This window comes from Streptomyces sp. NPDC051636 (assembly GCF_044453765.1).
GTDB lineage: Bacteria > Actinomycetota > Actinomycetes > Streptomycetales > Streptomycetaceae > Streptomyces.
Genome location: NZ_JBITDA010000024.1, coordinates 116,840 through 141,511, shown reverse-complemented (window position 1 = coordinate 141,511; position 24,672 = coordinate 116,840). Strand labels below are relative to the sequence as shown.

The 24,672-nt window shown below is 72.5% G+C and carries 19 protein-coding genes and 3 pseudogenes; 10 read left to right on the top strand and 12 right to left on the bottom strand.

Going from position 1 to position 24,672, the window contains the following annotated elements:
- Nucleotides 1-250 precede the first annotated feature (250 nt).
- The 4 genes from ACIBBH_RS32670 to ACIBBH_RS32655 are packed head-to-tail and all read left to right on the top strand — an operon-like array spanning nt 251 to nt 8,449.
- A complete protein-coding gene (locus ACIBBH_RS32670; protein ID WP_399410842.1) occupies nt 251-1,861 on the top strand; it encodes a TIGR02677 family protein in 1,611 nt (536 codons plus the stop codon).
- A complete protein-coding gene (locus tag ACIBBH_RS32665; RefSeq protein ID WP_399410840.1) occupies nt 1,858-3,096 on the top strand; it encodes a TIGR02678 family protein in 1,239 nt (412 codons plus the stop codon). The genes ACIBBH_RS32670 and ACIBBH_RS32665 overlap by 4 nt, the downstream gene beginning before the upstream one ends.
- Nucleotides 3,093-7,205, top strand: coding sequence for a TIGR02680 family protein (locus ACIBBH_RS32660; RefSeq protein WP_399410838.1), 4,113 nt, complete (start codon nt 3,093-3,095; stop codon nt 7,203-7,205). Before ACIBBH_RS32665 ends, ACIBBH_RS32660 begins: the two co-directional genes overlap by 4 nt.
- Nucleotides 7,196-8,449: a TIGR02679 family protein gene (locus tag ACIBBH_RS32655; protein ID WP_399410836.1), complete on the top strand. Its 1,254-nt coding sequence runs from the start codon at nt 7,196-7,198 to the stop codon at nt 8,447-8,449. Before ACIBBH_RS32660 ends, ACIBBH_RS32655 begins: the two co-directional genes overlap by 10 nt.
- A gap of 73 nt (nt 8,450-8,522) precedes the next feature.
- On the opposite strand, the pseudogene ACIBBH_RS32650 reads toward ACIBBH_RS32655, so the two are convergent.
- Nucleotides 8,523-8,612: pseudogene (locus ACIBBH_RS32650) on the bottom strand (type II toxin-antitoxin system VapB family antitoxin); the annotation flags it as partial.
- A gap of 8 nt (nt 8,613-8,620) precedes the next feature.
- Here ACIBBH_RS32650 and ACIBBH_RS32645 point away from each other — a divergent pair.
- Nucleotides 8,621-8,926: pseudogene (locus tag ACIBBH_RS32645) on the top strand (VapC toxin family PIN domain ribonuclease); the annotation flags it as partial.
- 186 nt (nt 8,927-9,112) lie between these two features.
- Here ACIBBH_RS32645 and ACIBBH_RS32640 read toward each other — a convergent pair.
- On the bottom strand, nt 9,113-11,530 hold the full coding sequence (locus ACIBBH_RS32640; RefSeq protein WP_399410835.1) for a helicase C-terminal domain-containing protein: 2,418 nt from the start codon (nt 11,528-11,530) through the stop codon (nt 9,113-9,115).
- A gap of 129 nt (nt 11,531-11,659) precedes the next feature.
- Here ACIBBH_RS32640 and ACIBBH_RS32635 point away from each other — a divergent pair.
- Nucleotides 11,660-11,781: pseudogene (locus ACIBBH_RS32635) on the top strand (PRC-barrel domain containing protein); the annotation flags it as partial.
- A 258-nt stretch (nt 11,782-12,039) separates the two neighbouring features.
- Here ACIBBH_RS32635 and ACIBBH_RS32630 read toward each other — a convergent pair.
- The 4 genes from ACIBBH_RS32630 to ACIBBH_RS32615 form a co-directional block, all read right to left on the bottom strand.
- Nucleotides 12,040-12,756, bottom strand: a complete 717-nt coding sequence (locus ACIBBH_RS32630) for a GAF and ANTAR domain-containing protein (RefSeq protein WP_399410833.1) — start codon at nt 12,754-12,756, stop codon at nt 12,040-12,042.
- A gap of 79 nt (nt 12,757-12,835) precedes the next feature.
- Complete coding sequence (locus ACIBBH_RS32625) at nt 12,836-13,564, bottom strand: ANTAR domain-containing protein (RefSeq protein ID WP_399410831.1); 729 nt, start codon at nt 13,562-13,564, stop codon at nt 12,836-12,838.
- Nucleotides 13,565-13,586: 22 nt separating this feature from the next.
- A complete protein-coding gene (locus ACIBBH_RS32620) occupies nt 13,587-14,258 on the bottom strand; it encodes a hypothetical protein (protein ID WP_399410829.1) in 672 nt (223 codons plus the stop codon).
- On the bottom strand, nt 14,255-14,680 hold the full coding sequence (locus ACIBBH_RS32615) for an STAS domain-containing protein (RefSeq protein ID WP_399410827.1): 426 nt from the start codon (nt 14,678-14,680) through the stop codon (nt 14,255-14,257). The genes ACIBBH_RS32620 and ACIBBH_RS32615 overlap by 4 nt, the downstream gene beginning before the upstream one ends.
- 569 nt (nt 14,681-15,249) lie before the next feature.
- Between ACIBBH_RS32615 and ACIBBH_RS32610 the strand changes: the two genes are divergently transcribed.
- The 3 genes from ACIBBH_RS32610 to ACIBBH_RS32600 all read left to right on the top strand — a co-directional run bounded on the left by ACIBBH_RS32610 (nt 15,250) and on the right by ACIBBH_RS32600 (nt 16,837).
- Nucleotides 15,250-15,999 carry an SWIM zinc finger domain-containing protein gene (locus tag ACIBBH_RS32610; protein WP_399410825.1) on the top strand — a complete coding sequence of 250 codons (750 nt, stop codon included), beginning with the start codon at nt 15,250-15,252 and terminating at the stop codon, nt 15,997-15,999.
- A gap of 71 nt (nt 16,000-16,070) precedes the next feature.
- Nucleotides 16,071-16,349: a hypothetical protein gene (locus tag ACIBBH_RS32605; protein WP_399410823.1), complete on the top strand. Its 279-nt coding sequence runs from the start codon at nt 16,071-16,073 to the stop codon at nt 16,347-16,349.
- Between the two features lie 140 nt (nt 16,350-16,489).
- A complete protein-coding gene (locus ACIBBH_RS32600; protein WP_399410821.1) occupies nt 16,490-16,837 on the top strand; it encodes an ANTAR domain-containing protein in 348 nt (115 codons plus the stop codon).
- A 338-nt stretch (nt 16,838-17,175) separates the two neighbouring features.
- Here ACIBBH_RS32600 and ACIBBH_RS32595 read toward each other — a convergent pair whose 3' ends face one another.
- The 5 genes from ACIBBH_RS32595 to ACIBBH_RS32575 form a co-directional block, all read right to left on the bottom strand.
- Nucleotides 17,176-17,475: a hypothetical protein gene (locus ACIBBH_RS32595; protein WP_399410819.1), complete on the bottom strand. Its 300-nt coding sequence runs from the start codon at nt 17,473-17,475 to the stop codon at nt 17,176-17,178.
- Nucleotides 17,472-17,849, bottom strand: coding sequence for a DUF5994 family protein (locus ACIBBH_RS32590; protein WP_399410856.1), 378 nt, complete (start codon nt 17,847-17,849; stop codon nt 17,472-17,474). Before ACIBBH_RS32590 ends, ACIBBH_RS32595 begins: the two co-directional genes overlap by 4 nt.
- A gap of 289 nt (nt 17,850-18,138) precedes the next feature.
- Nucleotides 18,139-19,248 (bottom strand): fatty acid desaturase family protein, encoded by a 1,110-nt coding sequence (locus ACIBBH_RS32585; protein ID WP_399410817.1) that lies wholly within the window; start codon nt 19,246-19,248, stop codon nt 18,139-18,141.
- Between the two features lie 19 nt (nt 19,249-19,267).
- Nucleotides 19,268-20,476: a ferredoxin reductase gene (locus tag ACIBBH_RS32580; protein ID WP_399410815.1), complete on the bottom strand. Its 1,209-nt coding sequence runs from the start codon at nt 20,474-20,476 to the stop codon at nt 19,268-19,270.
- 616 nt (nt 20,477-21,092) lie between these two features.
- Entirely contained in the window at nt 21,093-21,866 is a 774-nt protein-coding gene (locus ACIBBH_RS32575; RefSeq protein ID WP_399410813.1) for a sulfite exporter TauE/SafE family protein, read from the bottom strand.
- Nucleotides 21,867-22,228: 362 nt separating this feature from the next.
- Between ACIBBH_RS32575 and ACIBBH_RS32570 the strand changes: the two genes are divergently transcribed.
- Nucleotides 22,229-22,738 (top strand): dynamin family protein, encoded by a 510-nt coding sequence (locus ACIBBH_RS32570; protein WP_399410811.1) that lies wholly within the window; start codon nt 22,229-22,231, stop codon nt 22,736-22,738.
- A gap of 100 nt (nt 22,739-22,838) precedes the next feature.
- Here ACIBBH_RS32570 and ACIBBH_RS32565 read toward each other — a convergent pair whose 3' ends face one another.
- Nucleotides 22,839-24,614, bottom strand: a complete 1,776-nt coding sequence (locus ACIBBH_RS32565; protein ID WP_399410809.1) for a protein kinase — start codon at nt 24,612-24,614, stop codon at nt 22,839-22,841.
- Nucleotides 24,615-24,672: the final 58 nt, after the last annotated feature.

Here is a 24,672-nt window from a genome sequence, read left to right as displayed (position 1 = left end):
CGAACCGTGACCTCGACACTCACAGTCCGCGCCGGGCTCCGTTCCCATGTCAACCCACCCGACCAGCCACAACACCGCTTAACTTCCCGGTCTTGGGGTAAAGGGTGCTTGACGGGTGACGATCGGATCCACGTCGCAGTTCGGCGGCCGCATGGCCGTCTGCGAGTCATGGAGCCCGGCTCGGTAACTCAGTGCGAAGTTCAGGCCTCGATTTCCGGGTGGGGTCCGGGTCGAAGACAATGTCGGCACGATGACGCCGCAGCCCGCCGAGCCCGACCGCACCGAGCCCGCCGAGTCCTCCGGACGCACCGAGCCGTCCGGTAACCCCGCATACGCGCCCTTCGCGCACCTCACCGCACCCAACAGCGCCCTCTATCGCGACGTGATGAGGGCGTTCCTGACGGCAAAGGAGCGGTTCGCGGTGCATCTGCGGCCCGAGGACGTCCACGTCGCGCTGCCGTCGGAGCACCGCCCCGCCGCCCCGGACACCGTTGTCAAGGCGCTGGACAGCCTCGTCGGGTGGGGCAATCTGCGGGCCGACCCGGACACCTCCCGGGTCACCGCGGTCGAGGACTTCTACCGCAGACGCTTCATCTACCAGCTCACCCAGGCCGGCGAGGCCGCAGAACAGGCGCTGTCCGCGTACGACGAGGCGCTGGGGCGGCGCGGCGCGCTGCAGGCGGTGGCGCTGCACGACATCGTCACGCAGCTGCGCGCCCTGCTGGTGATCGCCGCCGAGGACGAACCGGATCCGGCCAAGGCCCACCTGGCGCTGTCCACGCTGACGAGCAGGTTCGAGGCGCTGGCGGAGAACGCGCGGGCCTTCATGGGGTCGCTGCAGCGCACCATCGACCTGCACGGCGTCGAGGTCGAGGTGTTCCTCGCCTACAAGGACCGGCTGATCCAGTACCTGGAGCGGTTCATCCAGGACCTGATCACCCTCGGCGGGCGGATCGCCCGGCTCATCGGCGAACTGGAGGAGCAGGGACGGGTCGGCGTGCTGCTGCGGCTGGCGGCGGCGCGGGAGGCGGCCGACGCCGCCCCGGACGAGACCGAGAGCGCCGAGGCGCGGGCGCAGACGCGGTGGGCGGCGAAGTGGGCGGGCCTGTCCGCCTGGTTCGTGTCCGCCGACGGCCGCGAGGCCCAGGCCCGGCTGCTGCGCGGTCGCGCCCTCGGGGCCATTCCGCAGCTCCTCGCCGTCGTGCGGCAGTTGAACGAGCGGCGAGCCGGGCGTTCGGACCGGTCGGCGGACTTCCGCACGCTGGCCCGCTGGTTCGCCGAGGCCCCCGACGCCGAGGCGCGGCACCGGCTGTGGCGCGCCGCGTTCGGTCTGTACCCCGCCCGGCATCTCACCGTCGACGCCGACACCCTCGCCGACCGCGCGGCCCGTCCGGTGGCCACGTCCACCCCGTGGGCCGAGGCCGATCCGCTGCGGATCAGCCCGCAGCTGCGCCGCACCGGCAGCTATGAGCGACGCGGCAAACCCCGCAAAGTGCAGGACCGCTCCGAACAGCGGCGGCAGCTGGCGGAGATCGCCGCCAAGCAGGCGGAGGAGACCGCCGCCGCCCGCGCCCGGCTCGCGACGGACGGCACCACCCGGCTGTCCGCGCTGCGAGAGCTCGACCCCATGGCCTTCGGCTTGTTCCTGCGGCTGCTCGGCGACGCCCTGGCCACCTGGCGGCCCGGCATGACGACGACCGTCGCCACCAGCAACGACGGCACGATGGAGATCCGGCTCACCGCGCTCACGGACGGCTCGACGGCCGAGATCCGCACGCCGGGCGGGGTGTTCCGCGGCCCCGACCACCTCGTCGAGATCACCGATCTGACCGCGGGCAGCCCCGCGTGGGAGGCGCGATGACGACACCCCTGGGTGAGGTACTGGACGGCCGGCGCACCGCCGAGTTCCAGAAAGCCGCACGCGCCCTGCTCAAGGAGCCGCTGCTGCTCGCGCACGGCCCGGACGCCGACGCGTACCGCCTGGTCAGGCAGTACGCCGGCGAGCTGCGTGACTGGTTCGAGCGCAACACCGGCTGGTCGCTGCGCGTGGACGCGGAGGTCGCCCGGTTGCGCAAGGCACCTGGCACCCTCGCCGACACCACCCACCCGGCCCGCGAGGCGTCCCGCGCCGGTGCGCCGTTCACCCGGCGCCGCTATGTGCTGCTGTGCCTGGCGCTCGCCGTACTGGAGCGCGGGGAGGCACAGATCGCGCTCGGCCGTCTCGCCGAACAGGTGGTGCTGGAGGCCGCCGACCCGCAACTGGCCACGGCGGGGGTCTCGTTCACGCTGGAGCGGCGCGACGAGCGACTGGACCTCGCAGCCGTCGTACGGCTGTTGCTACGCCACGGCGTGCTGCGGCGGGTCGCCGGGGACGAGGACGCCTACGTCAGCGGGACGGGCGATGTGCTCTACGACGTCCAACGCCGCGTCCTGGCCGGACTGCTCGCCGCCCGCCATGGCCCCTCCACGATCACGGCCGACGGCTTCGAGGAGCGGCTGGACCGGCTCACCGCGGAGAGCGCGCTGGACAGCGACGAGCTGCGGTTCCGGGCGATCCGTCAGAAGCTCACCCGCCTCCTCCTCGACGATCCGGTGCTGTACTACGACGAGCTGAGCGACGAGGAGCTCGCCTACCTGACCCGCCAGCGCGCCTTCCTCACCGCCCGCGTCAGTGAACTGACCGGCTTGGTGGCGGAGGTACGCGCCGAGGGCATCGCCATGGTCGACCCCCAGGACGACCTCACCGACGTACGGATGCCCGAACAGGGCACCCATGGGCACGTCACCCTCCTGCTCGCCGAGCACCTCGCGGCGGCGGGCGGCGAGGTGAGCCGTCAGGAGCTGGAGCGCCGGGTGCGGGAACTGGCCGTCGAGCACGGCGGGTTCTGGTCCAAGAGCGCCAAGCAGCCCGGTGCGGAAGGGGAGCTGGTGGAGCAGGCTCTGGTCAAGCTGACCGCGCTCGCCCTGGTCACCCGCACGCCCCAGGGCGTGGCTCCGCTGCCCGCGCTCGCCCGGTACGCGGTCGGCGAGACCGTCGTCGTGGAACCGGGAGTCCGCAGTCCCCGCACCTCCCGACGAAAGGCACCACAGCCGTGACCGCCCTGCCCCAGCCCACTCCCGGCCGCTGGCGACCGCTGCGCATCGGCCTTGTCGACCTCTTCCACTACGACACCGAGGAGTTCTGGTTCCGCGACGGACGGCTGCTGCTGCGCGGCAACAACGGCACCGGCAAGTCCAAGGTCCTCGCCCTCACGCTCCCGTTCCTGCTGGACGGTGACCTGTCCGCGCGCCGCGTGGAGCCGGACGCCGACCCGAACAAGCGCATGGAGTGGAATCTGCTGCTCGGCGGAGAGCATCCCCACCCCGAACGGCTCGGTTACACCTGGATCGAGTTCGGCCGCGTCGACGCCGACACCGGGCAGGCCCTCTTCCGCACACTCGCCTGCGGGCTGAAGGCGGTGGCGGGCCGGGGCATCGCCCGTCACTGGTACGCGGTCACCGACCAGCGCATCGGCGAGGAGCTGAGCTTGCTGGACGCCACCGGCACCGCGCTGTCCCGGGACCGGCTCGCGGACTCGGTCGCCGGACGCGGCATGGTGTACGACACGGCCACGGCGTACCGCAGGGCGGTCGACGAGGCGCTGTTCGGCCTCGGCGAGCGGCGCTACGCCGCCCTGGTCGACCTGCTGATCCAGTTGCGCCAGCCGCAGCTGTCGAAACGGCCCAACGAGGCCGCGCTGTCCCGGGCGCTGACCGAGGCGCTGCCGCCGATGGACCAGGCGGTGGTCGCGGACGTGGCCGAGGCGTTCCGGTCCCTGGACGAGGAGAAGGAGGAGCTGCGGGCCGCCGCCGAGGCAGAGCGGGCCGCCTCCGCGTTCCTGGACCACTACCGCCGCTACGCCCGCGTCGCCACGCGGCGGCGGGCCCGGCTGCCCCGCAGCGAGCACGCCCGCTACGAGCAACTGCACCGCGACCTGGCCCAGGCCCGTGCCCAGCGGGAGGACGCCGAGCGGGACCGGGCAGCGGCCGCCGAGCGGATCGCCGAGCTGGAGGAGACCGCCACCCGTCTGCAGGCGCAGGAGGCGGCCCTGCGCGAGGGCCCCGAGATGCGCAGCGCCCGGGAGCTGGAGCAGGCGGCGGCCGACGCCCGCCGCACCGCCGGGGAGCTGGCCCGCGCCCAGGCCGACCGGGACGAGGCGGCCCAGGCGCACACCCGGGCGCTCGGCCGTCTGGAGACGGCGCGGCGACGCCTCGACGCGGCCGAGCAGCGGGTCGCCGACACGCTCACCCGTGAGCGGGAGGCGGCAGCCGCGGCCCGGCTCGACGGCGAGCTGCTCACCGACGGCGTACCGGAGAGCCAACTGCGGCGTGCGGCCGAGGAGTCCGTGGCGCGCAGGCGCCGCACCGTCGAGCACGTGGAGGAGCTGGCGGCCCGCGCCGACGAGGCCGCCGCCGAACGGCGGGCCGCCGCCCGCCGCCTGGACGAGGCCGAGACCGAGGTCGGCCACACCGTGGGGCGACAGGCCGAGGCCGAGCGGCGGGCCGCCGAGGCGGGCCAAGACCTCGTGGCCCGCGTCCGCGCGCATCTGGACGCCTGCCAGGAACTGGCCGTCGCCGACTCCGCCGGGCTGCTGGACGAACTCCAGGACTGGGTGACGCACTGTCAGGGGCAATACCCCGCACGGGCACACGCGGCTCGCACCCATCGCGAACGGGCGGCACACCTGGCCGACCGGACGGCCGCCCTCGGGCAGGAACTCGCCGGACTCCGGGCCCGGTCCGCCGAGGCCGAGCGGGAACTGGCCGAGCTGGAGGCGGGCGGCCAGCGCGGCCCCACGGCACCGCCCACCCGTACGCCCGGCGTCCGCGACCAGGCGCCGGGGGCGCCGCTGTGGCGGCTGGTCGACTTCCGCGAGCATGTGCCGGCCGACGAACGGGCGGGCCTGGAGGCCGCGTTGGAGGCCTCGGGTCTGCTGGACGCCTGGGTGTACCCGGACGGCACCGCTGTGCACGCCGACGGGCACGACGTTCTGCTGTCGCCGGGTGCTCCCTTGAGCGGGCCGACTCTCGCCGACGTGCTCCGCGTGGCCGTCGACCACGGCGACGCCCGGGCCCTGGCAGTGGGTGAGGACACCGTCTCCCGGCTGCTGGCGGCCGTGGGCCTCGGCTCCGGCGGCCCGGGTGACACCTGGGTGGCGGTCGACGGCCGTTTCCGCGTCGGCGCGCTGACCGGCAGCTGGTCCAAACCGGCGGCCGGGTACGTCGGCGAGGGCGCCCGGGAGGAGGCGCGCCGGGCCCGGATCGCTGCCCTGCGTGACGAACTCGGTGCCCTGGAGGGTGAGATGGACCGGCTCGACGCCGAGCGCGCCGACGTGGACCACAGGCGCAGCACCCTCGATACCGAGCTGGCCGCCCTTCCCGACGACGCGGCCCTGCGGCACGCGCACGCGCTCGCCGCCGCCGCTGCCGATGCCGCCCACCGGGCCCGTGCCCGCCGCGACGAACACTCGGCCGAACTGGCGGCCGTGTCCCGGCAGGAAGCCGAGGCCGCCACCGAACTCGCCGAGACCGCGGCGGCGGTCAACCTTCCCGCGGCCCGGGGCGGCCTGGCCGTCGTCCGCCAGGCCCTGGCCGACTACGGTGCCGTCCTCGCCGGCCTGTGGCCCGAACTGCGTGAGCGCGCCGACGCGGCGCGCGCCCTGGCCGACCAGCGGACCGAGACCGAGCGGGCCGGCGCCCGAGTGGCCGAACTGTCCCTGCGTACCGAGGACTCCGCCCGGCTCGCCGCCGCCGCCGACGCACGCCACGCCACGTTGCGCTCCACCGTCGGCACCGCCGTGGCGGAGCTTCAGCGGCGCCTCGCCGAGACCGCCGACGCGCTGGCGGCCTGCGAGGTGGACCAGCGGCGGGCCCGCGAGGACCACACGGCCGCCGACCGGCGCGCCCACCTCGCTCAGGGCCACACCGAACGCCTGGAGGTGGACGTCCGTGAGGCGACCGCGGCCCGTGCCGAGGCCATCGCCGCCCTTCAGCGGTTCGCGGCCACCGGTCTGCTGTCCGTCGCCCTGCCCGAGGCCGCCGTACCCCCGCTCGACGCCGGGCCGTGGGCAGCCACCCCGGCCGTCGCCCTCGCCCGCTCCATCGAGACAGAACTGTCGGCGCTCCCCGGCACCGACGATTCCGACGGCGCCTGGGAGCGGGTGCAGAAGCGGCTCAGCGAGGAGTACAAGAAGCTCCAGGACGCCCTCTCCCGCGGCGGTCACAGCGCCTCGGCCCGGATGGCCGAGGAGGGCATGGTCGTCGAGATCGTCTACCAGGGCCGTCAGCGGGCCGTCCCCGAGCTCGCCGAGGCCCTCGCCGCGGAAGTCACCGAGCTGACCCGCATCCTGTCCGCGCACGAACGCGAGGTCCTCGAAACCCACCTCCTCACCGAGGTCGCCGGCACCCTGCAGGAGCTGATCGGCGCCGCTGAGCGCCAGGTGCGGGCCATGAACGACGAGCTCGAGGAGCGGCCCACCTCCACCGGCATGAGGCTGCGCCTGGTCTGGCGACCCTCGCGCAAGGCCCCGGCGGGCCTCGCCCAGGCCCGCGAGCGGCTGCGCCAGTCCGCCGACGCCTGGACGCCCGAGGACCGGGCCGCGGTCGGCGAGTTCCTGCAGGCCGAGATCGCCCGCCGGCAGGCCGACGACACCGCGGGCAGCTGGCTGGAGGTGCTCACCGCGGCCCTCGACTACCGTGCCTGGCACGAGTTCGGCATCGAACGCCACCAGCACGGCAAGTGGGTCCCGGCCACCGGGCCCGCCTCCGGCGGCGAACGCGTCCTGGCCGTGAGTGTCCCGCTGTTCGCCGCGGCCTCCTCGCACTACGCCACGGCCGCCCCGCACGCCCCGCGCCTGGTCACCCTGGACGAGGCGTTCGCCGGCGTCGACGACGACTCCCGCGCCAAGTGCCTGGGCCTGCTGCACGCCTTCGACCTCGACGTGGTGATGACCAGCGAACGCGAATGGGCCTGCTACCCGCAGGTTCCCGGCATCGCCATCGCCCAGCTCTCCCGCGTCGACGAGATCCCGGCGGTCCTGGTGACCCGATGGGAATGGGACGGGGCCGAACGGATGCGGGGTACGGAGCCGGGCCATGCGCTCGTGTCCCTCCCAGCGCAGGCCACCGCCTCCACCTCGGAGCGCGAGGACGCCCTGTGGCCGTGAACGACGGGCAGCCCCCGGCGCCCGTCGACCGCGACCGTCTGGCCCGCCTGCTCGGTGGTCCCGATCTGGCCTGGCTGGTCGACCGCGTACGCCGCCGCATGGCACGGGAGGAGCCCCTGACCCACCCGGTCACCCTGACCGACCCCACCCCCGCGCAGCGCGCCGCCGTCGAACGGCTGCTGGGCCGTGGCCCCGGCGCCGGGCGTTCGCTCAGCGTGCGCCTCGACGCGGTGGACGCTGTCCTGCGCCGCTCCGGCGTCAGCCCCGGTGGCCTGGGCGCCGCCGTCACCGCCCTCACCGGACCCGTCGCCCGGGTCGCCGACGTTCGCGAGCGGGAGGAGCAGGCCTGGCGGGACGCGTACGAACCCCTTGAGACCCTGATCCGCACCAGTCGGCCCCAACTGGCCGACTGGGCCGATCGGTTGCGCCGCGACGGCCTTGTACGCCGCCTCGCCCGCACCCCGCACCAGGCGAACAGACTGCTGGGCGACACCGCCGAGGTCCTGCGCAGGCTGCCCGCGGACCCGGCCGTCTCCCTGCCCGCCTTCGCCGCCGCCACCGTCGGCGACGCCCACGCCCTCGACGACGGCACCCCGCTCGCCACCCTCGTCCTGTCCGGCGCCCGCACGCTGACCGGCTTCTCGGACGGCAGCGGAGCCGAGTGGCGCCGCGAGGCCTGGGCATCGGCCGGGCTCCTCAAGGACGCCCTGTCCGCCACGGTCCTGACCCTGGGCCTGCGCGGCTCCCCAGCCCTCGACTGGGCGGCTGACGAGGGCGAACCCGCGGTCCTGACGCTACGGCAGCTCACCCGGCACCCGCCGCGCACGGCACCCCCTGTCGTCCGCGTCTGCGAGAACCCGGCCGTCCTGGCCACCGCGGCCGACACTCTGGGCGCCGCCTGCCCGCCGCTGGTCTGCCTCCAGGGCCAGCCCTCGGCCGCCGCCCTCACCCTGCTGCGGCACCTGCACGCCCAGGGAACCACGCTGCGCTATCACGGCGACTTCGACTGGGGCGGTCTGCGCATCGCCTCCGCCCTGCTGCGACGCGTCCCCTGGCACCCCTGGCGCTACACGGCCGCCGACTACCGCGCCGCCGTCGCCGCCACCCCCCTGGCCCCGCCTCTGACCGGCACGCCGGCCACCGCCGCGTGGGACCCGGACCTGCCCGCGGCCCTCAACGAACTCGGTGTGCGCATCGAGGAGGAGACGGTACTCGACGACGTGCTGGCCGACCTCGGACACTGAGACGGCACCGTGGCCGTCTCACGGGGTGTGCAGTTCCTCGGCCGGGGTGCCGCCAGCGGTGGTCCTACGGCGGGTTGATCGTGTCGCGCTTGGTGGTGGTGCCGAGTTCCTTGGCAGCGGCTTCCAGTGCCTCGTCGTCGAGGTCGATGACGGTGCGGCTCAAGACGGCTCCTCATACAGCCCACGAGGACGGAGTTCCTCTACTCCGCCACAGGACCGGCTCACCGCGACGAGCTTGCCGAGGATCTGGATGCGCTGTGCCGGCTCTCGCCGGTGCCGAAGAACGCATGGCGCTGGGTGGACACCGCGCAGTACAAGCTCACGCAGCGGGGGCAGCACCGCTCCGCGGGGGCCATCGGTCTCCTGGTGTGCGCCACTGCAGTACACCACGGTCACACGGTGCTCCATGGGGACAACGACTTCACCACAGTGGCGGCGGTCCTGAAGGAAGTGCAGCAGCGGGACGCACGCGCCTGACGGCGGCGACCGCTGCGAGAGCGCCCGTCCGTCGAGGTGGTGTCATGCCGACGCGACGAGCAGACGGTCACTTGATCGGCGGGGTGATGGGGGAGGCGGCCACCACCAACGCGACGTCAGGCTCCTGGTGGAGACCCTCCGGGACGGGTACGGCCGCTTCGCACGCCCTGGCCCGCCGCCCGGGCGTTACGGCGGGGGCATCACCCCGTGGATCCGCGACAGGGTGAACACCCGCTCCGCGTCCCGCAGATGACACCAGGCGTACAGATACGGAGGGTCGAGGTCGAGGCCGCTGATGGTGCGAATCGTGCGGCTGCCCGTGGTGGCGACGTACTCGATGGTGACCGCCGTCCCCTCATCGACGGCGTGGGCGAGTTGACGGACATCGGCGTGGGAGACCTGGGTCGCGTGTCCGGCGATGATTTCTTCGGTATCGGTGGCGAAGGGGACGCCGTTGTCCGGGTCGGGGGCGGGATGGGCGAAGGGGGTGCCCGCGAGTCGGGCGGCCAGCGCGGTCAGTTCGGCTTGCTCCGGGGCGGCGGTCGTACGGGATGCGGTGCTGGGCCCGCTGACCGCTCTGCGCGGGGGCGGTACCGGCGCGGTCGCCCGGTGGCTGCGGGGTCGTTCGACGCGCACGGTTCCGTCGGCTGTCTCCGCGACCGGCGCGTATCCCTCGGCCCGCAGTGCGGCGAGGGTTTTGTCCAGCGGGGTGCGGCTGATGAGGACGGTCGGGGCGAGGTGGCGCAGACCCAGTCCGCAGAGTTTGCGGTGGGCGGCGATCTCGGTGAGGAGGGCGGGTTCCTCGCTGTGGACGACGCAGGCGGCCGAGGCGATGCGGATCCGGCCGTGGCCGCGCGCCGTGTCCGTGATCAGGTAGGACAGGGGCTGGGGCAGCGGATTGGCGGCGACGGCAGCCAAGTCGGCCTCGATGGAGTCCGGGCTACGGCCGGCGTCCAGGGCGCGGCGAACGCTCGCCGGGCTGAACCGCCACACCGAGGCCGTGCCGCTGGTCTCCCGATCGGCGACCGAGTCCAGCAGCGTGACCAGCCGCGCGGCGGGTGTGCCGGTGACGACGGCGGTCAGGTCGCCGCCGAAGCGGACCGTTGTGGTGGCGGCGGGAAGGAGACGGTGGCAGGCGGCGGCCAGTCCCTCGGTGCTGTCGGCCAGCAGAGCGGCGCCGAGCGGGGACAGGGCGCCGCGGGCGAGGACACCGAGCAGTTCCGCCTCCCGGATCACGGTGGCGAACGGCGTCGCGTCCTGCGGCAGCACCTCGGCGAGTGGCCGTGACCAGTGGGTGAGAGGACCCAGTTCGGCCGCGTTCTTCGTACCCTTCCCGGCCGGGAGCAGGGAAGCGGCGGTAAGCAGTCCTTGCCGGGCCTGGAGACAGCCGGCGCAGGACGGGGGCCCGGCCAGGGCGGGCAGCGCCTTGTTGTCCTCGTCACGGGCCTGCGAGGGGGTGAGCCCAAGTGTCCACCAACTGTGAAGCAATACCGGGAGCCGCTCTGCGGGCTCCGACTCCGCCCAGGTGTCGTAGGCGCCCGTCGTCGCGACCCGGTCACCGTCACGGGCCATGAGACCGGCTCCGTACGCCGTCTCCAGGGTGAGGCGTACGACGGTCTCCTCGCAGCGTGCCGCTTTGCCGATCCTGGCCAGTTCGCGGGTCCCGACGCCGCCGGACTTCAGCCGGGCGGGCGGAGCCGTCGCACACACCGACAGGACCGAGGCGGCGTGGGCGGCGAACGCCGTGGCCGCGGCGGACGCCTCACTGTCGACCTCCGCCGGGGTGACGGGTACCAGGAGTGTGACGGGCGGCGTGGGGTCGAACGGAGCATGCCGGCCTGGCCCGCGCAGCGCGAGCGCCACCTCGGCGGGCATGCGTACAGGGCCGTAGCCGTATCGACCCTGCACCAGCAGTCCCCGCTCCAGCGCCCAGCGCGCACCCGGTTCGGGGGCGGACGGCCCCCCGAAGAGGACTAATGCCTGCGGCCGGTACGCGGGGTCCGCCCTGCGTTCCAGCAGTTTCCGGGTGTCGGCCGGTGCCCGTGCGACCACCGCGGCGACACGTGCCGGGTCGCTGTGGTGCTCCACGAGCGACGCGAGGCGCTGCGGTTTGGTGCCGGGAGGCCGCACGCCCAGAGCCGTGAGCATGCGGCGCAGCTCCTCGGAGGTCGTGTCCTTCAACAGCGTTGCCAGCGGCTGGTCCAGTCCGAGCGGCGTGTCCCACGCCTGCCGCAGCGGCGCGGCCATGCGCAGTGTTCCCTCGCTGTCCGGCCAGACCAGCGCATGCGTGGCCAGCGTCTGGAGCGCCGCCTTCAGGCCGCGTGCGGCCTCGTCCTCCGTCGCGTCCAGCAGGTCCGCCAGGACGTCCCGGGAGGCCGGCGCACTCAGTGCTGCCAGTGCTTCGGCTGCCTGCAGGGCGGGCAGCGGGAGCCGGGGCAGCGCGAGCGCGACCGAGCCCGGGCGTTGCAGGCGTTCGGCCAATTCGCTCACCGAGCGGGGCTCCGGTGGGGACACGGCATCCGGCCGTGCCGTGAGTACCTGCTCCAAGCGTTCGGGGCCGAGGCGGTGCAGCCACGCTGCGAGGGTCGACTTACCGGACTTCACTGATCAGTGCACCTCGTTGAGGGAAACGCCACGCTCGCGCCGGCAGGCCGGGCAGGACGCGGTATGCCGTACGCCTCCAAGCATGGCGCATCCGGCGGGTGCCGCAGGTGCCGTCGTCAGAGATTCGCGGAGGCCCCTTCGATCGGCACCGACGACGTGCTGCCGCCGAGCAGGAAGAAGCGATCTTCAAGCACTACGGACCGGCCTACCACCCCGGTGCGGCCGGCGAACGCCAACTGGCGCGCCGCTGACCAGCATGGACAGGATGACTGCCCTGTGAGGTACCCACCAGTCACCAGGTGGCCTCAGGGGAGGGATGCGCCTTTGTTGGTCCCAGCCGTCGAACTGTGGTGCCAGTCCTGATCAGTTGGGGCAGGCGACGGCGAGCCGTACGGTGATCGACCAGGTGCGCGGCACGGAGTCTGGATTCGACCAGGCAGTCCGTCGTCCGGGGTGGTCGTTGAGGCATCGCGGCGGCGGATGGTGGCCCCACCTTGCCAGGGCATGGGTCAGGACCCCAGACCGGCGAGGGGTTCGGAGTTGTCGATGAAGGCGCGGGCCACGTCGGCCAGGCGCCGGTTGTGGGCGCGGGCGTAGCCACGCAGCGCGGTGAAGGCCTGCTCCATGTCGATGCGCTGGCGTTCGGCGAGCTTCCCCTTGGCCTGTTCGATCAGCACCCGGCTGTTCAACGCCGTCTGCAGCTGCTCGTTGAGCACCGTGCTGCGGTGGGCGGTGCGTTGTTGCAGCAGGCTGATCGTGGCGACGTCCGCCAGCGCCTGGGCGATGAGTGTGGCGGGCGGGTCGAAGGGGCCGGGAGCGGCGCGGAAAAGGTTCAGGGCGCCCACGGTCTCGTCCCGCAGGCGCATGGGCAGGGCTTGGACGGCCCCGAATCCGCTGCGGTGGGCCACCGTGACGAAGCGCGGCCAGCGATCGACCTCCCGGGTCAGGTCGTGGATGATCACCGGTGTGCCGGTGCGGAAGCACTCGAGGCAGGGGCCTTCGTCGTTTTGGAGCTGGAAGAGTTCCAGCAGGCGTACCTGTTCGTCGGATGCGGCCATGACGCGGAGTTTGCCGTCCCGGTCGGCGAGCAGCACCCCGGCGGCGCTCGCGTCGAGCATGCCGACGCAGCGGTCGGTCAGCAGGCGCAGGAAGTCGATGAGGTCGAAGTCGGCGACCAGGTTGTCGGCCAGCTCGACGAAGGTCTTGGCCAGGAGCTGTTGATCCATCGTGGGCATCCTCGATTGAGACCAGTCCCTGCCCGAAGGGGCGGGAAGTACGGTATTTTCCGCGGTCGGCACCCATGCGTCAGGTTTCCTCATCGGCCTGGTCCGGCTCCGCGTCCGGTGAGAAACGAAGCCGTCGGGCCACCACGTCTGCGGCCACGTCGGCGAGCCGGCGTCCCCTCATGTAGGCGTAGGCGCGGAGTCGGACGAAGGCCTCTTCCATGCCGACACCGAGCTGGACAGTCAGGATGCCGCTGGCCTGGTCGATCTCCGCTCGGTATGCGCCCAGGTCCTGGAAGCTGCGGTCCGGCACTGGTACGTCGGTCGGTGCGCCCGTCTCGTCGATCCTTGTGCCGAGCAGGAGAAGAGTCGCGAGATCGGCGAACGCCAGTGCGTCGGCCAGTTCCTCCGTGTCGAGTACGGTCGGAATGTTGGCGTACAGGTCCAGAACTCCCGGGCTGATCGCCCCCATCTGGAGGGGGAGCGAGAAGACCGCGCGGGCTCCGGCTTCCAGGGCCGCATCGGCAAACACCGTCCAGTGATCCTGCAGTTCGATGGTGAGCAGATCGGGTGTCAGGACGGCCGAGCCGCGTGCGAAGGCGTCCACGCAAGGCCCCTCACCCAGCGTGAGCTGGAGCTCTTCCAGTTGCTCGCTGATGTCGTCGGTGCTGCACAGCGGGTGGCTCACCGCGGTCCGGGACATCGCCGACAGCCCGGCCCCGCCGACCGGCAGCGCGGCCACGGCCGCGGTGCACACGTCCACCACCCCGACCCGAGCACCGCGTCGGGCAGCATGCTCGGCCACCAGCACCTGGATACGCGCCGACCGGCTGTCAGGCGCCACCCGGACCGCCGCCTCCAGGCATCGTGACAAGGCCCTCCAGCCTCGCTGCGGTGCGTACCCCGAGGGGAAGTACCAGTGCGCGGAAGGTGGTGGGGCCGGTCGGCCTGCGGAGCTCTCCGCTGTCCAGCCACCCCCAGGAACGGAGCGCAGCGAGGGCCTGGCGTTCGGCCTCGGCCACCAAGGTGGCGCCGAGTGACGCCTGGTGGCCGGTCAGCAGCCGTTCCCGCAAACGACCGGCGAGGCCACGGTCCTGCGGGTGCGGCCGGATCAGGATGTCGGCGAGCACGAAGACCCCGCCGGACACGGTGAGTTGCTCGATGCTGCGTGGCAATGGTGCGTCGAGGCCGAGCCACCAGGAGCCGTCGCCGTGTACCGGGAATCCGAAGGCGCATCCCCTCAGGCTGTCCGTCTCGGCGATCACCATGGCGAATCGCGGTCGGCGCATGTCCGTGGCGAGACGGTTCGGGAAGTTCTGGCGGCTGGGACCACGGTATGGATCACTCGGCGCGGTGGCGTGGGACTCCGCATACAGATCCGCCAGGTCCTCATGCAGGCCCTCCACCAGCCAACGGTTCAGCCGACGCGATCGCGCCGGAGCCGTGGCGGACGGCTCGCCGCCCTCGGGCTTCCAGGACTGCTCCTGCCGGGGGCCGACTGTCATCGCACATCGCCCGAGACAACAGGCGTCAGCGGGACAGACCCGTGCGGCGGGACTGGAGTGGGTACGGCCGGGGTGTCCCCGGGAGGAGGTGGCAGCCGGCCGGACGGAAGGCCGAGGAGGAGGAAGCCGCAGTCGGTGAGGTCAAGAATCCGAGCCAGCGTCGTCGGCGGGTGGTGCAGTCGCAGGGCAGCGCCGGCCACGGTGGTCTGCTGCGCAGCGTGGAGGAAGGCGTTGAGGCCGCTGCAGTCGCAGAAGGTGATGGGCATGAGATCGACGTCGATGGTGCGGATACCGTCCCGCAAGCACTGCTCCAGGGACACGCGCACCAACGGCGCGGATTCGAGATCGATCTCACCGGCCAGGGTGATCAGCGCCCGATTCCTTCGGTCATGGCGATGGACGGTGAGCTGTGGGAGGGGCATGACGCCTCGGTTCAGACGACCATCGGCCGGCGCGCGCGGTGACGCCGGAATTCCCGGCCCTGTTGGCGCGCTCCCGGCGGGGCGTACGTTCGGCGGAGGCAGGGCAACAGCCGGCCCAGACAACCTGCACAGCAGGACAGAAGACCCACCCAGTTCCCTCCAGGGATGCGCCGGGCGGCGGACGAAAGGTCCGCTCCCCGCAGCATCTGTGCTCAGCAAGAACATGCCGCCGGGGTCTGGGACGTCCACGCAGCAGCATAGTCCTCGGGTTGCGTGTCGGACAGCCCGAAGCCACCCTCCTCGTCGCTCGGGGAGGCTTTCCCGAACGGTTCTCCGGGCACGCCGCGATGCGCGTACAAGCTCGTCTGCAGGTCCGGACAGGTGTGCTGGCCCGCGGTTATGGCCATGAGTGTCCACTCCGGGCACCGGGGTGGACACTGCGCGGTGTGGACGGGGAATCCGCAGGCACCCGCGCAGGGCGCCGACCCTTCATGGCCGGGCTGCAGCTGTACTGCGCCGCTTGGACGGCGACAGCGACGGCGGTGCAGTCCGGCGAAACAGTCGCCGGTGTGGCACGGAACGTCGTGGGGTTCGGCGAGGATGATCTGCGGGCGCTGGCCGGGGCCCGGTCCTTCGAGCGGGGGCTGGGGTATCTGGACGCGGTGAGCGGTCTGGAGGTGGGGGAGGGCTCGGTCACCGCCGTGGTGCAGGGCACGGATGTCTACGAGGTGGAGCTCACGCTTGGCGGGGACGACGGGCCCTCGGGATGGTGCGACTGCCCCTACGGGCAGGAGGGCAACTTCTGCAAGCACTGTGTGGCGGTGGGGCTGACCGTGCTGCGGCGGGCGAAGACGATCCCGTCTCAGCGGGCCGCCGCACGGGCAGGAGCCTCCGGCCTGCAAGCGTGGCTCGGCGCGCTGTCCCGGGACGAACTCCTGGCGCTGGTGCGGGAGCAGCTCGCCGAGGACCGCCGGCTGCGCCGACGCCTGGAGCTGCGGGCCGCCGCCGCTCGGTCCGACCTCGGTACGGTCCGGGAGCGGATTCTGGCGCTGATCGATCCCAGTGTCGACGTGCGGGAGTTCTGCGAGCCGGGCAGGGGCCGCCGGGGCAAACGGAGCCGGGGGAGCGTTGACCGGCTCGGCCGGTGGCGGGAGGTGCGCCCCGGAGGAGCGCGAGAGGTGATCGACGCTGCGGGGGGCTCGGGCCGTACCGCGTACGCCAGCCCTCGCCGCACTCCCCGGACAGATGTCAAGTGGCCATCCGGTTCCGACCGGTTCCGTCGGAAGCCGCGGACATGGGTGGCTGTCCGCAACCTCTGAGGAGGGCTAGGCTGTCGGACAGGCCCCGGCCCCCGGCTGCGATGCGTTGGTCCGCTCCGGGGAGGCCCGCCGTGTTCGTTCTGCTTGTCATCCTGATCGTGGTCCTGTTCGGTCTCGGCTTTCTTCATCCCCTCTGGTGGGTGGCCGCGGCCGTGTTGCTCTTCGGCGTCACCCGTTACGGCCGCGATCGCGGGGGAGGCTGGATCCGCGGCGACGGTTCCGATCTCGGGGACTACCGGGACTACCGGGAGCGCCGGGACCGTCAGGACCGCTGGGACCGCCGCTACAGCCGTCAGAACCGGGCGCGCTGGAGGCGCGAGGACCGGCGCGACCAGGAACGCCGCGGGTGACCGGTGAACCGGCCCGGCATCCAGAGGTTCCCCGGCGGCTTTCAGTCACACCGGGCGCGCGAAGATCGTGGAGAGATGGATGCCGTGCATCACACGGGCCGAGGGCTCGGTGCGGGAGGACCCGGCGGGTTGAGGATGTCGTGGCGCTGCGCGCCGAGATGGATCAGCCGCGGCGGGCGCCGGCCGCCCGTGCGGTCGTCGAGCAGGCCTGTGGCACGGTGATGGTCCTGGCCCCCTGCCGCCGTGGGCCGGCCAGGAGCCTGCCGGCGGACATGTCGCGGCAGTGCAACACCGAACTTCCGGACGTGGCCGCGGCTCTGGTCGCCACCTGGGAGGGTGAGCCGCTCTCACGGCTGACGCAGCGGGGCCGCGGCGTGCGCTGCGGCGGCTCTCCGCGGAAGACCGAGGGTGCGGCTGACCACCGGCGGCTGAGCCGTCCGGAAGGTGATCGCGAAGACGCCGCCGACCGGGTGAGTTGCGCCAGCTGATCGCCAGTGCTCCGTCGTGGCCGAGCCACCGGAAGCCTTCGCCGCGCACCGGGCTTCCGAAGGTACCTCTCGCCGGGCCGCCCCGTCGCCGCGATCGTCATGGCGAACCTCGGCCGGCGGATGTCAGGGACTGGACGGTTCGGAAAGTGCCGGCGGGCCGGGACGGCGGTATGCCTCACCGGGTGGCATCTCGTGTGAGCCCACCGGTACAGAGCCGCCGGCTCCCCGCCCAGGCCCTGCGCCAGGAGGCGGTACACCCGACCCGACCGCACCGCGACCATGGTGTCTGCCAGAAGCCTGACGGAGGGTATTGCGGGAAGCACGACGACTCACTTCTCTCACGTCCGGGTCCCGGTCCGGGTCCCGGTCCGGGTCCGGGTCCGGCGCCGTGGCCTGAGCCGTCCGCGTTCCCCGTCGCGGTGGCCGCGGCGATCACCGGTGCCGCTCGTTCCGGCACGAACGCGAACCTTCCGCGGGACCGAAGGCGCCGGCTCCCGGACGGCCGACCGGGAGCGGCCGTAGGGGAAGGCGGTGATGCGCTCGTCGTGCTGGTCGTTGAGCAGATGGATCAGGAGCACGCCCACGGCCACCATCGCCAGGAGCACGACCACGGTCAGGAACATCTCGATGGCCCTCACACCCCCTGTGCCGGATGCGGTACCGGAAGAGCGACTGCCGGGACGCCGATTACCGGTGCAGTGACGGCCGGGATCCGTGGACGCGCTCTCGGAGCGCGAGCCTCGTGGCCTCCTTCGGCGTCCCAGACGGCCTGTACGGCCCGGTCGGTCGCCGCCACCGTGCGCAGACGCGCCGCCTCCTCCATCAGCCGGACCGTGGTCGACGTGCGCAGTGGTTCGCTCGCGGCGGCCATCAGCCAGGCGGCCGAGACGGGAGTCGTCTGCGGATCGAGCACGACAGTCAATGAGGAAAGTTCCGCCCACGGATCACGGGAGCGGGGCCACCAGGCGCCCTTCAGCAGAGCCGAGGCCGAACCGGTGAGAGCCGGTGACATGCGGCGAGATGGAGAGGAGGGCCGGTCTTCGAGAGTCGGCGTGTACGAAACGGTCGCAGTCATGATGCGAACCCTGCTCCGGAGCGGTCGGAACCGGCCCGGTGTAATCAATCGCCGAAAACGACACAGGCATGGAGGCCGATGCGCGAAATACCCTCGGTAACACCAGGGTACTCCTCCGGCTGGCCGTACGGACTCTGCCCAGCAGCCGCGGTGACCCGGGACCGGTTTGCCCGAGCCGGCCGATCCGAGACGGCGAGTTGACGAGCAGCCTCCATGCCCGCCCCCGTCAGCCGGCCCAAGCCCGGCGGAGCCGGGACCCATCCGGCACCGAGTGACGCAGGACGCGGCCCCACATGGACGTGTACTGGCGCCACAGCGGCCCGCTCACGTACGTGATCCCGTGCCGGGCGCAGATCTCGCGCACCCGTGGCGCGAGTTCGGCGTAGCGGTTGCTGGGCAGGTCGGGGAAGACGTGGTGCTCGATCTGGTGGCTCAGGTTGCCGGTGAGCATGTGGAGGAGGGAACCGCCCTCGATGTTCGCGGATCCCTGGATCTGGCGCAGGTACCACTGACCGCGCGTCTCGCCCTCCAGTTGCTCCTCCTCGTACGAGAAGGTCCGGACGTCGCCCGGGAAGTGGCCGCAGAAGATCACGGTGTGCGCCCAGATGTTGCGAAGCCCGTTCGCGGTGACGTTGCCGACCAGACAGGGCAGCGCGGACGGGCCCGCGAGCAGGGGGAAGAGGACGTAGTCCTTGGCCGCCTGGCGCACGGCCTTGCGGGCCAGGCCGGCCAGGTCGCCGAGGAAGGCCCGCACACTCTTGCGGCCGGACGGAACGGCGTCCGCCTCCAGGTCGTAGAGGGCGATGCCCCACTCGAAGACGGGGGCGAGCAGGGCGGTGTACAGCGGCTGGAGGAGGTGGGCCGGATGCCAGGGCTGGTCAGGGCTCATGCGCAGGATCGTGTAGCCGAGGTCCCGGTCGAGGCCGACGACGTTGGTGTAGGTGTGGTGCAGGTGGTTGTGGGTGTGCTTCCAGGCGTCGGCGGGAGTGAGGAAGTCCCACTCCCAGGTGGTGGAGTGGATCGCCGGGTCGCCCATCCAGTCCCACTGGCCGTGCAGGATGTTGTGGCCCAGCTCCATGTTCTCCAGGATCTTGGCGGTGGTCAGCATCACTGTGCCCGCGAGCCAGGCGGGCGGAAAGAGGGATACGGCGAGGGCGGCGCGGCCGCCAATCTCCAGGCCGCGCTGCGCGGCGATCACCGTACGGATGTAGCGGGCGTCCTCGGCGCCGCGCACCGCGACGACCTCGGCGCGGACCCGATCGAGCTCCTCGCCGAGCAGCTCCGTGCGATCTTGGTGCGACTCAAAGGGGGTGACCGGCAGGACAGTTGTGGACATCACAGGCTCCTTGAGGGGCCTAGAGAGCGAGGGCGAGCGGACCTGCCGCACCATTGACGCAGGTCTGGATCAACTCGCCGGGTTCACCGTGCAGTTCACCGGTCCGCAGATCGCGGACACGGCCGTGGACCAGTGGGACGAGGCAGCCGAAGCAGATCCCCCGGCGGCAGCCGTACGGCATCGCCACACCCGCCGCCTCCCCGGTCTCCAGGAGGGGCACGGCCGCGGACGCGTCGGCCTCGACGCCGCTGCGCTCGAACCGGATCCGGCCGCCGGTCGTGCCGGCGCCCGGCGACAGCACGGGGGCCGGCCGGAAACGCTCCACGCGCAGCCGCTCACCGGCGCCGGCCGCCGCCCAGTGCCGCTCCAGTGCGTCGAGCAGTCCGTCCGGACCGCAGGCCCAGGTCTCCCGGTCGTACCAGTCCGGGCAGAGCACGCCCATGTGCTCCGGGGCCAGCCGGCCCGCGGTACGGGTGTACCGCGCGTGGACGCTCAGCCAGGGCAACCGGGCCGCCAGCCCGGCCAGTTCGGCACGGAAGAGGAACTCGTCCGGGCCGGGTGCGCTGTGCAGCAGTACTACGTCGGGGGCGGGCCCGGGGGAGCGGCGGCCCGCGAGGGCGCGCAGCATCCCCGCCACCGGGGTGATGCCGCTGCCCGCCGTCACCATCAGCATCCGCGGCGGCAGCGGATCCTCCGGCAGCGTGAACTCGCCCTGCGCGGGCCCGAGTCGGAGCACCGCGCCGGGAGGGGTCCGGTGCACGAGGTGCGGGGACACCCGGCCGCCGGGTTCCTCCTTGACCGTGATCGTCAGCGTTCGGCCCGGCGCCTCGGGGGGTGAGGTGATCGAGTACGTACGCCAGTGCCGTACGCCGTCGATCTCCACTCCCACCGGCAGGTACTGCCCGGCCCGGTGCCCCGCCCAGCCGCGCCCGGGACGGATCTCCAGCGTGGCCGCCCCGGCGCACTCCGGCCGCACGGCGACCACGCGGCCCGCGGGATGGCGAGCGGACAGCAGCGGGTCGATCAGGCCGAGGTAGTCGTCCGGGGCCAGGGGACTCGCAAGCGGGCTCACGAGAGCACCGGTGATCCGGCCCGCCACCGTCGCGACAGGGCCGCCGCCCCACTCGGCGAGCCTGTCGGCAAGACCGACGAGAGCGGCGAACGGGCCGGCCGTCGTACCGGAGACGGCCGACGGCATCGACGGGGTCGGTGCGTGCGGAACCGGCATGGGAGGGAACCCTTCTCTCACCGCAGGACACACGAGGGGCCAGGCGCGTCGGGCACGTCGTCTCGTCGGGCGCATACCCGCATCACGTACCCGGGATCACCTCGGTCACGTACGTCGGCCTCCGGGTTGCGGGCCTCGGCCGGCGTCCCGCCAGAGAACCACAACGACACGTCCCGTGGCGGACGCGGAACCAGATTCCGCCACCCCACACGCCCCTCCCGTCACTCGCGCCGAGCGCCACGGGTGATCCCGCCCCTCGCACGCGGAAGGGCCTCGGAAGCAAGGCGTACGGATTCCGCACCCGTCCGTCGCACCATGGCCGAATCCCGTTTGAGCGCACGCCGTGTCAGTGCGCGTGCGGCTCGACACACCCCAGCCCGCAGCGCTGGGCGCAACCGCCGCGATCCACCGCGCCTCCTGCTCCGGCGACAGCTCCACGCGCTGTCCTCCGCGGCGGCGGGACTGCAGCAGATCGCGTGTCAGGACCGCCGGTCCGACAGCCTGTACGACAGGACAGCGGACCCACCCAGATCCCTCCACGCCTCGGCCGTGCCCTACAGGAGAGGCAACGGCTGCTTCATCGCACCCTCGTCCCACGATGTCCCGGCAACCGCAGTCAGCGCAGCAGGAGCTGCACGATCGCGATGACGCCGACGGCGACGATGACGGCGCGGAGGGCGGTGGGCGGGAGGCGGCGGCCGACCTTGGCCCCGATGTACCCGCCGAGGGCGGAGCCGACGGCGATCAGCAGGACCGCCGTCCAGTCGAACTCGGCGACGAAGAGGAAGAAGCAGGCGGCGACGCCGTTGACGACGGCTCCGAGGATGTTCTTCACGGCGTTGACGCGTTGCAGGTCCTCGTCGAGGAGCAGGCCCATCAGGGAGAGGTAGATGACCCCTTGGGCGGCGCCGAAGTAGCCTCCGTACCCGCTCGCGAGGAGCAGTCCGACCAGGAGGACGGGCCCACCGTGCGGGCGGCCGGTGGTGCCGTTGTCCTCGCGGCGGCGCTGTACGGCTTTGGCGAGACGCGGCTGGAGCAGTACGAGGACGAGCGCGAGAGCGATCAGTACGGGGACGATCGTGTCGAAGGCCTCCGAGGGCAGGGCGAGCAGGAGGATGGCGCCGCCGAGTCCGCCGATGAGAGCGGTCAGGCCGAGGACGAGTGCGCGGCGGCCCTGTCCGCGGAGTTCGGCGCGGTAGCCGACGGCTCCGCTGATGGAGCCGGGAACGAGGCCGAGGGCGTTGGAAACGTTGGCGGTGATCGGGGGGAGCCCGGTGGCGAGCAGCACCGGGAAGGTGATCAAGGTGCCGGAGCCGACGATGGCGTTGATCGTGCCGGCTCCGATGCCGGCCGAGAGGACGGCCAGTGCTTCCCAGATGGACAACGCCATCTCCTTACATGATCAGTGGGTCGCCTCCCCGCCGCGCAACAGGCGGTCGAGGGGCTCGCATTGATCATGCCCGATCAAGCGAGGCTGTGGTCCGTCTACGGCGAGGCCCCAACGCGGTGTGCAGGGTCCGGGGCGGCTCACGCATCGCCTCTCCGACTCTCCGACCCGCCCTGCCATCACTGGTGTCCCTCCCCGACGGCGTCCCGCGCCGGAGGACGAAGTCAGCAGGTAGCCGACTCACGGGCCCACCTTCGCAGCAACTGCTGAACGCACGCCAGGAAGTTCGTCGCGCCGGGAACTGCCGCCGCCGGTCCCATCACGTGACGAGGATTCGACCATCCAGTCGTTCTTGCGCTGACGCCGTGACGGAACAGCTGGTGGTGGACGGTCCCGCAGCGGGCTGGACCTCGGTGGTCGCCGGGCATCTGCGGTGGATCGAGGGGCTGCTCGACGGTCTCGGCCTCCCGGCCGAGCGCTCCGACGAGCTGCGCGCCCGCCTCGGCGCGGTTCAGGCGCGCACGGCCGACCCGCAGTTGCGGGTGGCGGTGTTCGGCGAGGCGTCCAGCGGCAAGAACACGCTGCTCAACGCCTTCCCGCGGTGCCGGCTGCTGCCCTCCTCCGCCCTGGTGACGACGCGTACGACCACGTCGCTGGAGTACGGCGGAGGTGCCGGGGGCCTGACGGTGCGTACCGCGGACGACACCGTCCTGCAGTGGCCGTCCGCGCCGTTCGCCCGGTGGACGGGGCGGAAGTCCGGGCCGGACACCTTGGAGCGGGCACTGGAGCGGGTGCTGACCACGGAACTCGCCGACGCGTACGCGAACTGCGGGTGCACTCGCCGGTCCGGCTGCTCGGCGGCGGCGTCACGGTGATCGACACTCGGGCCATGCGCGTCTGCCCCGGCGTCAGGGGCGGAGCATCTTCGCGTCGGAACGGGAATCCGCTGCAAGGCCCCCGCCGCTCGAGCGATCGTCAATCCCTGCTGCGCAGCGCGGTCCAGGTCTCGTGGCCCACAACGCCGTCGGCGTCCAGCCCCTTGTCGCTCTGGAAGTTCCGCACTGCGGACTCCGTTCCGGAGCCGAAGTCGCCGTCCACTCCGGAGCTGCCCACGTCGTACCCGCGCTGGGTCAGGATGCACTGCACCTGCAACACGCGTTTGCCACTGTCCCCCTGGCGCGTGTTTCCGTTGCCGGAGTAGTACGTGCAGTCGGAGATCCAGGGCGGGGCTGCGGGGTCGGAGGGCCGGCTGCTCGAGGACGGAGTGGCGTCGGCGGGGGCGCTGGGTTCGACAGCGGGATCAGCGCGATGTGCGCGATCAGCGGGATCGTCTCGTCGGCTGTCGTCGGCGGAGCCGGAGGCTTCGGGCCGCGAGAGGTTGCCGCCGGCGTTGGCGGCGCTGCCGACACTCCTGCCGGACGCTCCCCCGGCGGACGTCCCGTCCGAGACCCTGGGCGTCGGCGAGACGGCTGTATCGCCAGGCACGGTACCGGCGGAGGCCGCCGTACCGGCTCCGCGAGAATGAGCGGTGGCGGGGGCGTCCTGACGAGAGAGCAGGACCCCCGCGACCACCGCACACAGGGTGATGCCCGCGGCGACGGCCAGCACCGGATTCCTCCGTGCCCATGGGCCGGCTCCCGCCGGGCGTAACCGCCCCGGCGCTGTGGCGGCTGCAGGATCTGCCGCCTCCACCGGTGGTAGGAAATCAGGCGGAGCAGGCCGACTCACCGCCTTCACCGGGGCGTCCCGGGACTGTGAGCGAGCCCTCCGTTCGGCGGGAAGACGGTACAGCACCTCGTACGCCCGCTGCCGGGCCAGCACCTTGCCGCCCAGCGGCTCGGGCCAGCCGGACGTCCTGGAGTGTGCCCCGGCCGCGTCAATGAGGTCCCGCGGAGTGGGCCGCCGCCCGGGCTCCTTGGCCAGGCAGGCGGACAGCAGCGAGCCGAGCGCCGCGTCCGCCGACGCTATCTCGCCGATCAGCTGCGGGTCCGGTTCCTCGAACGCCACCCGGTGCATCACGTCGACACCCGTGCCGTCGCCGAACGGAGCACGCCCGGCCGCGGCGTAGACCAGCGTGCCGGCCAGTGAGAACACATCCGACGCCGTGTCGGACCTGCCCGTCCTCAGGTGCTCGGGCGACATGTAGGCCGGAGTTCCCACCCGGTTGTCCGTGCCGGTGATCGCGCTCGCGTCCACGGCCTTCGAAATGCCGAAGTCGATCACATGCGCGCCCCGGACGGACAGCAGCACGTTGGACGGCTTCAGATCCCGGTGCACGATCCCCGCGGCGGCGAGGTCGGCAAGCGCCTGCCCCAGCTCCGCCACCAACCTCCAGACCGCGGCCACCTCCAGGGCACCGCCCTCCCGTACGGCGTCCGCCAGATCGAGCCCCGGGAGGTACTCGGTGGCCATCCACAGCAGTTCGTCCCGGAAGCCCGTGCCGCGCAATCTCGGCGTGTGTGGCGTACGGAGCCGGGCGTGGACCGACGCCTCACGCTCGAACCGGCGCCGGAACCTGGCGTCTTCCGCGTACTCCGGCCTGATCACCTTCACCGCGACGAGGCCGGGGCTGTCGTCCACGGGACGTGCCAGGTAGACCCGTCCCATACCCCCTCTGCCGAGCAGTGCCAGCGGCACATAGGGGCCGACCTGTCCTGGATCACCGGAGCGCAGGGGTGAGGCACCGGCCTGCCGCAACGCGTCAGTCTCGCTCGCCGCCGAGCCCGGCGGCACCGGGCGCTGTTCTGACACGAATCCCCCGAAGTGATGTTCGCCGTACGTGACTTCGCCTCCCAGGGAAGATGAGGCT

What these genes read in the sequence shown, in the direction of transcription:
- ACIBBH_RS32665 (WP_399410840.1), top strand. Translation starts at nt 1,858, where the DNA reads ATGACGACACCCCTGGGTGAGGTACTGGACGGCCGGCGCACCGCCGAG.
- ACIBBH_RS32590 (WP_399410856.1), bottom strand. Translation starts at nt 17,849, where the DNA reads ATGTCACCGGCTCTCACCGGTTCGGCCTCGGCTCTGCTGAAGGGCGCC.
- ACIBBH_RS32630 (WP_399410833.1), bottom strand. Translation starts at nt 12,756, where the DNA reads ATGGATCAACAGCTCCTGGCCAAGACCTTCGTCGAGCTGGCCGACAAC.
- ACIBBH_RS32620 (WP_399410829.1), bottom strand. Translation starts at nt 14,258, where the DNA reads ATGACAGTCGGCCCCCGGCAGGAGCAGTCCTGGAAGCCCGAGGGCGGC.
- ACIBBH_RS32575 (WP_399410813.1), bottom strand. Translation starts at nt 21,866, where the DNA reads ATGGCGTTGTCCATCTGGGAAGCACTGGCCGTCCTCTCGGCCGGCATC.
- ACIBBH_RS32615 (WP_399410827.1), bottom strand. Translation starts at nt 14,680, where the DNA reads ATGCCCCTCCCACAGCTCACCGTCCATCGCCATGACCGAAGGAATCGG.
- ACIBBH_RS32580 (WP_399410815.1), bottom strand. Translation starts at nt 20,476, where the DNA reads ATGCCGGTTCCGCACGCACCGACCCCGTCGATGCCGTCGGCCGTCTCC.
- ACIBBH_RS32585 (WP_399410817.1), bottom strand. Translation starts at nt 19,248, where the DNA reads ATGTCCACAACTGTCCTGCCGGTCACCCCCTTTGAGTCGCACCAAGAT.
- ACIBBH_RS32670 (WP_399410842.1), top strand. Translation starts at nt 251, where the DNA reads ATGACGCCGCAGCCCGCCGAGCCCGACCGCACCGAGCCCGCCGAGTCC.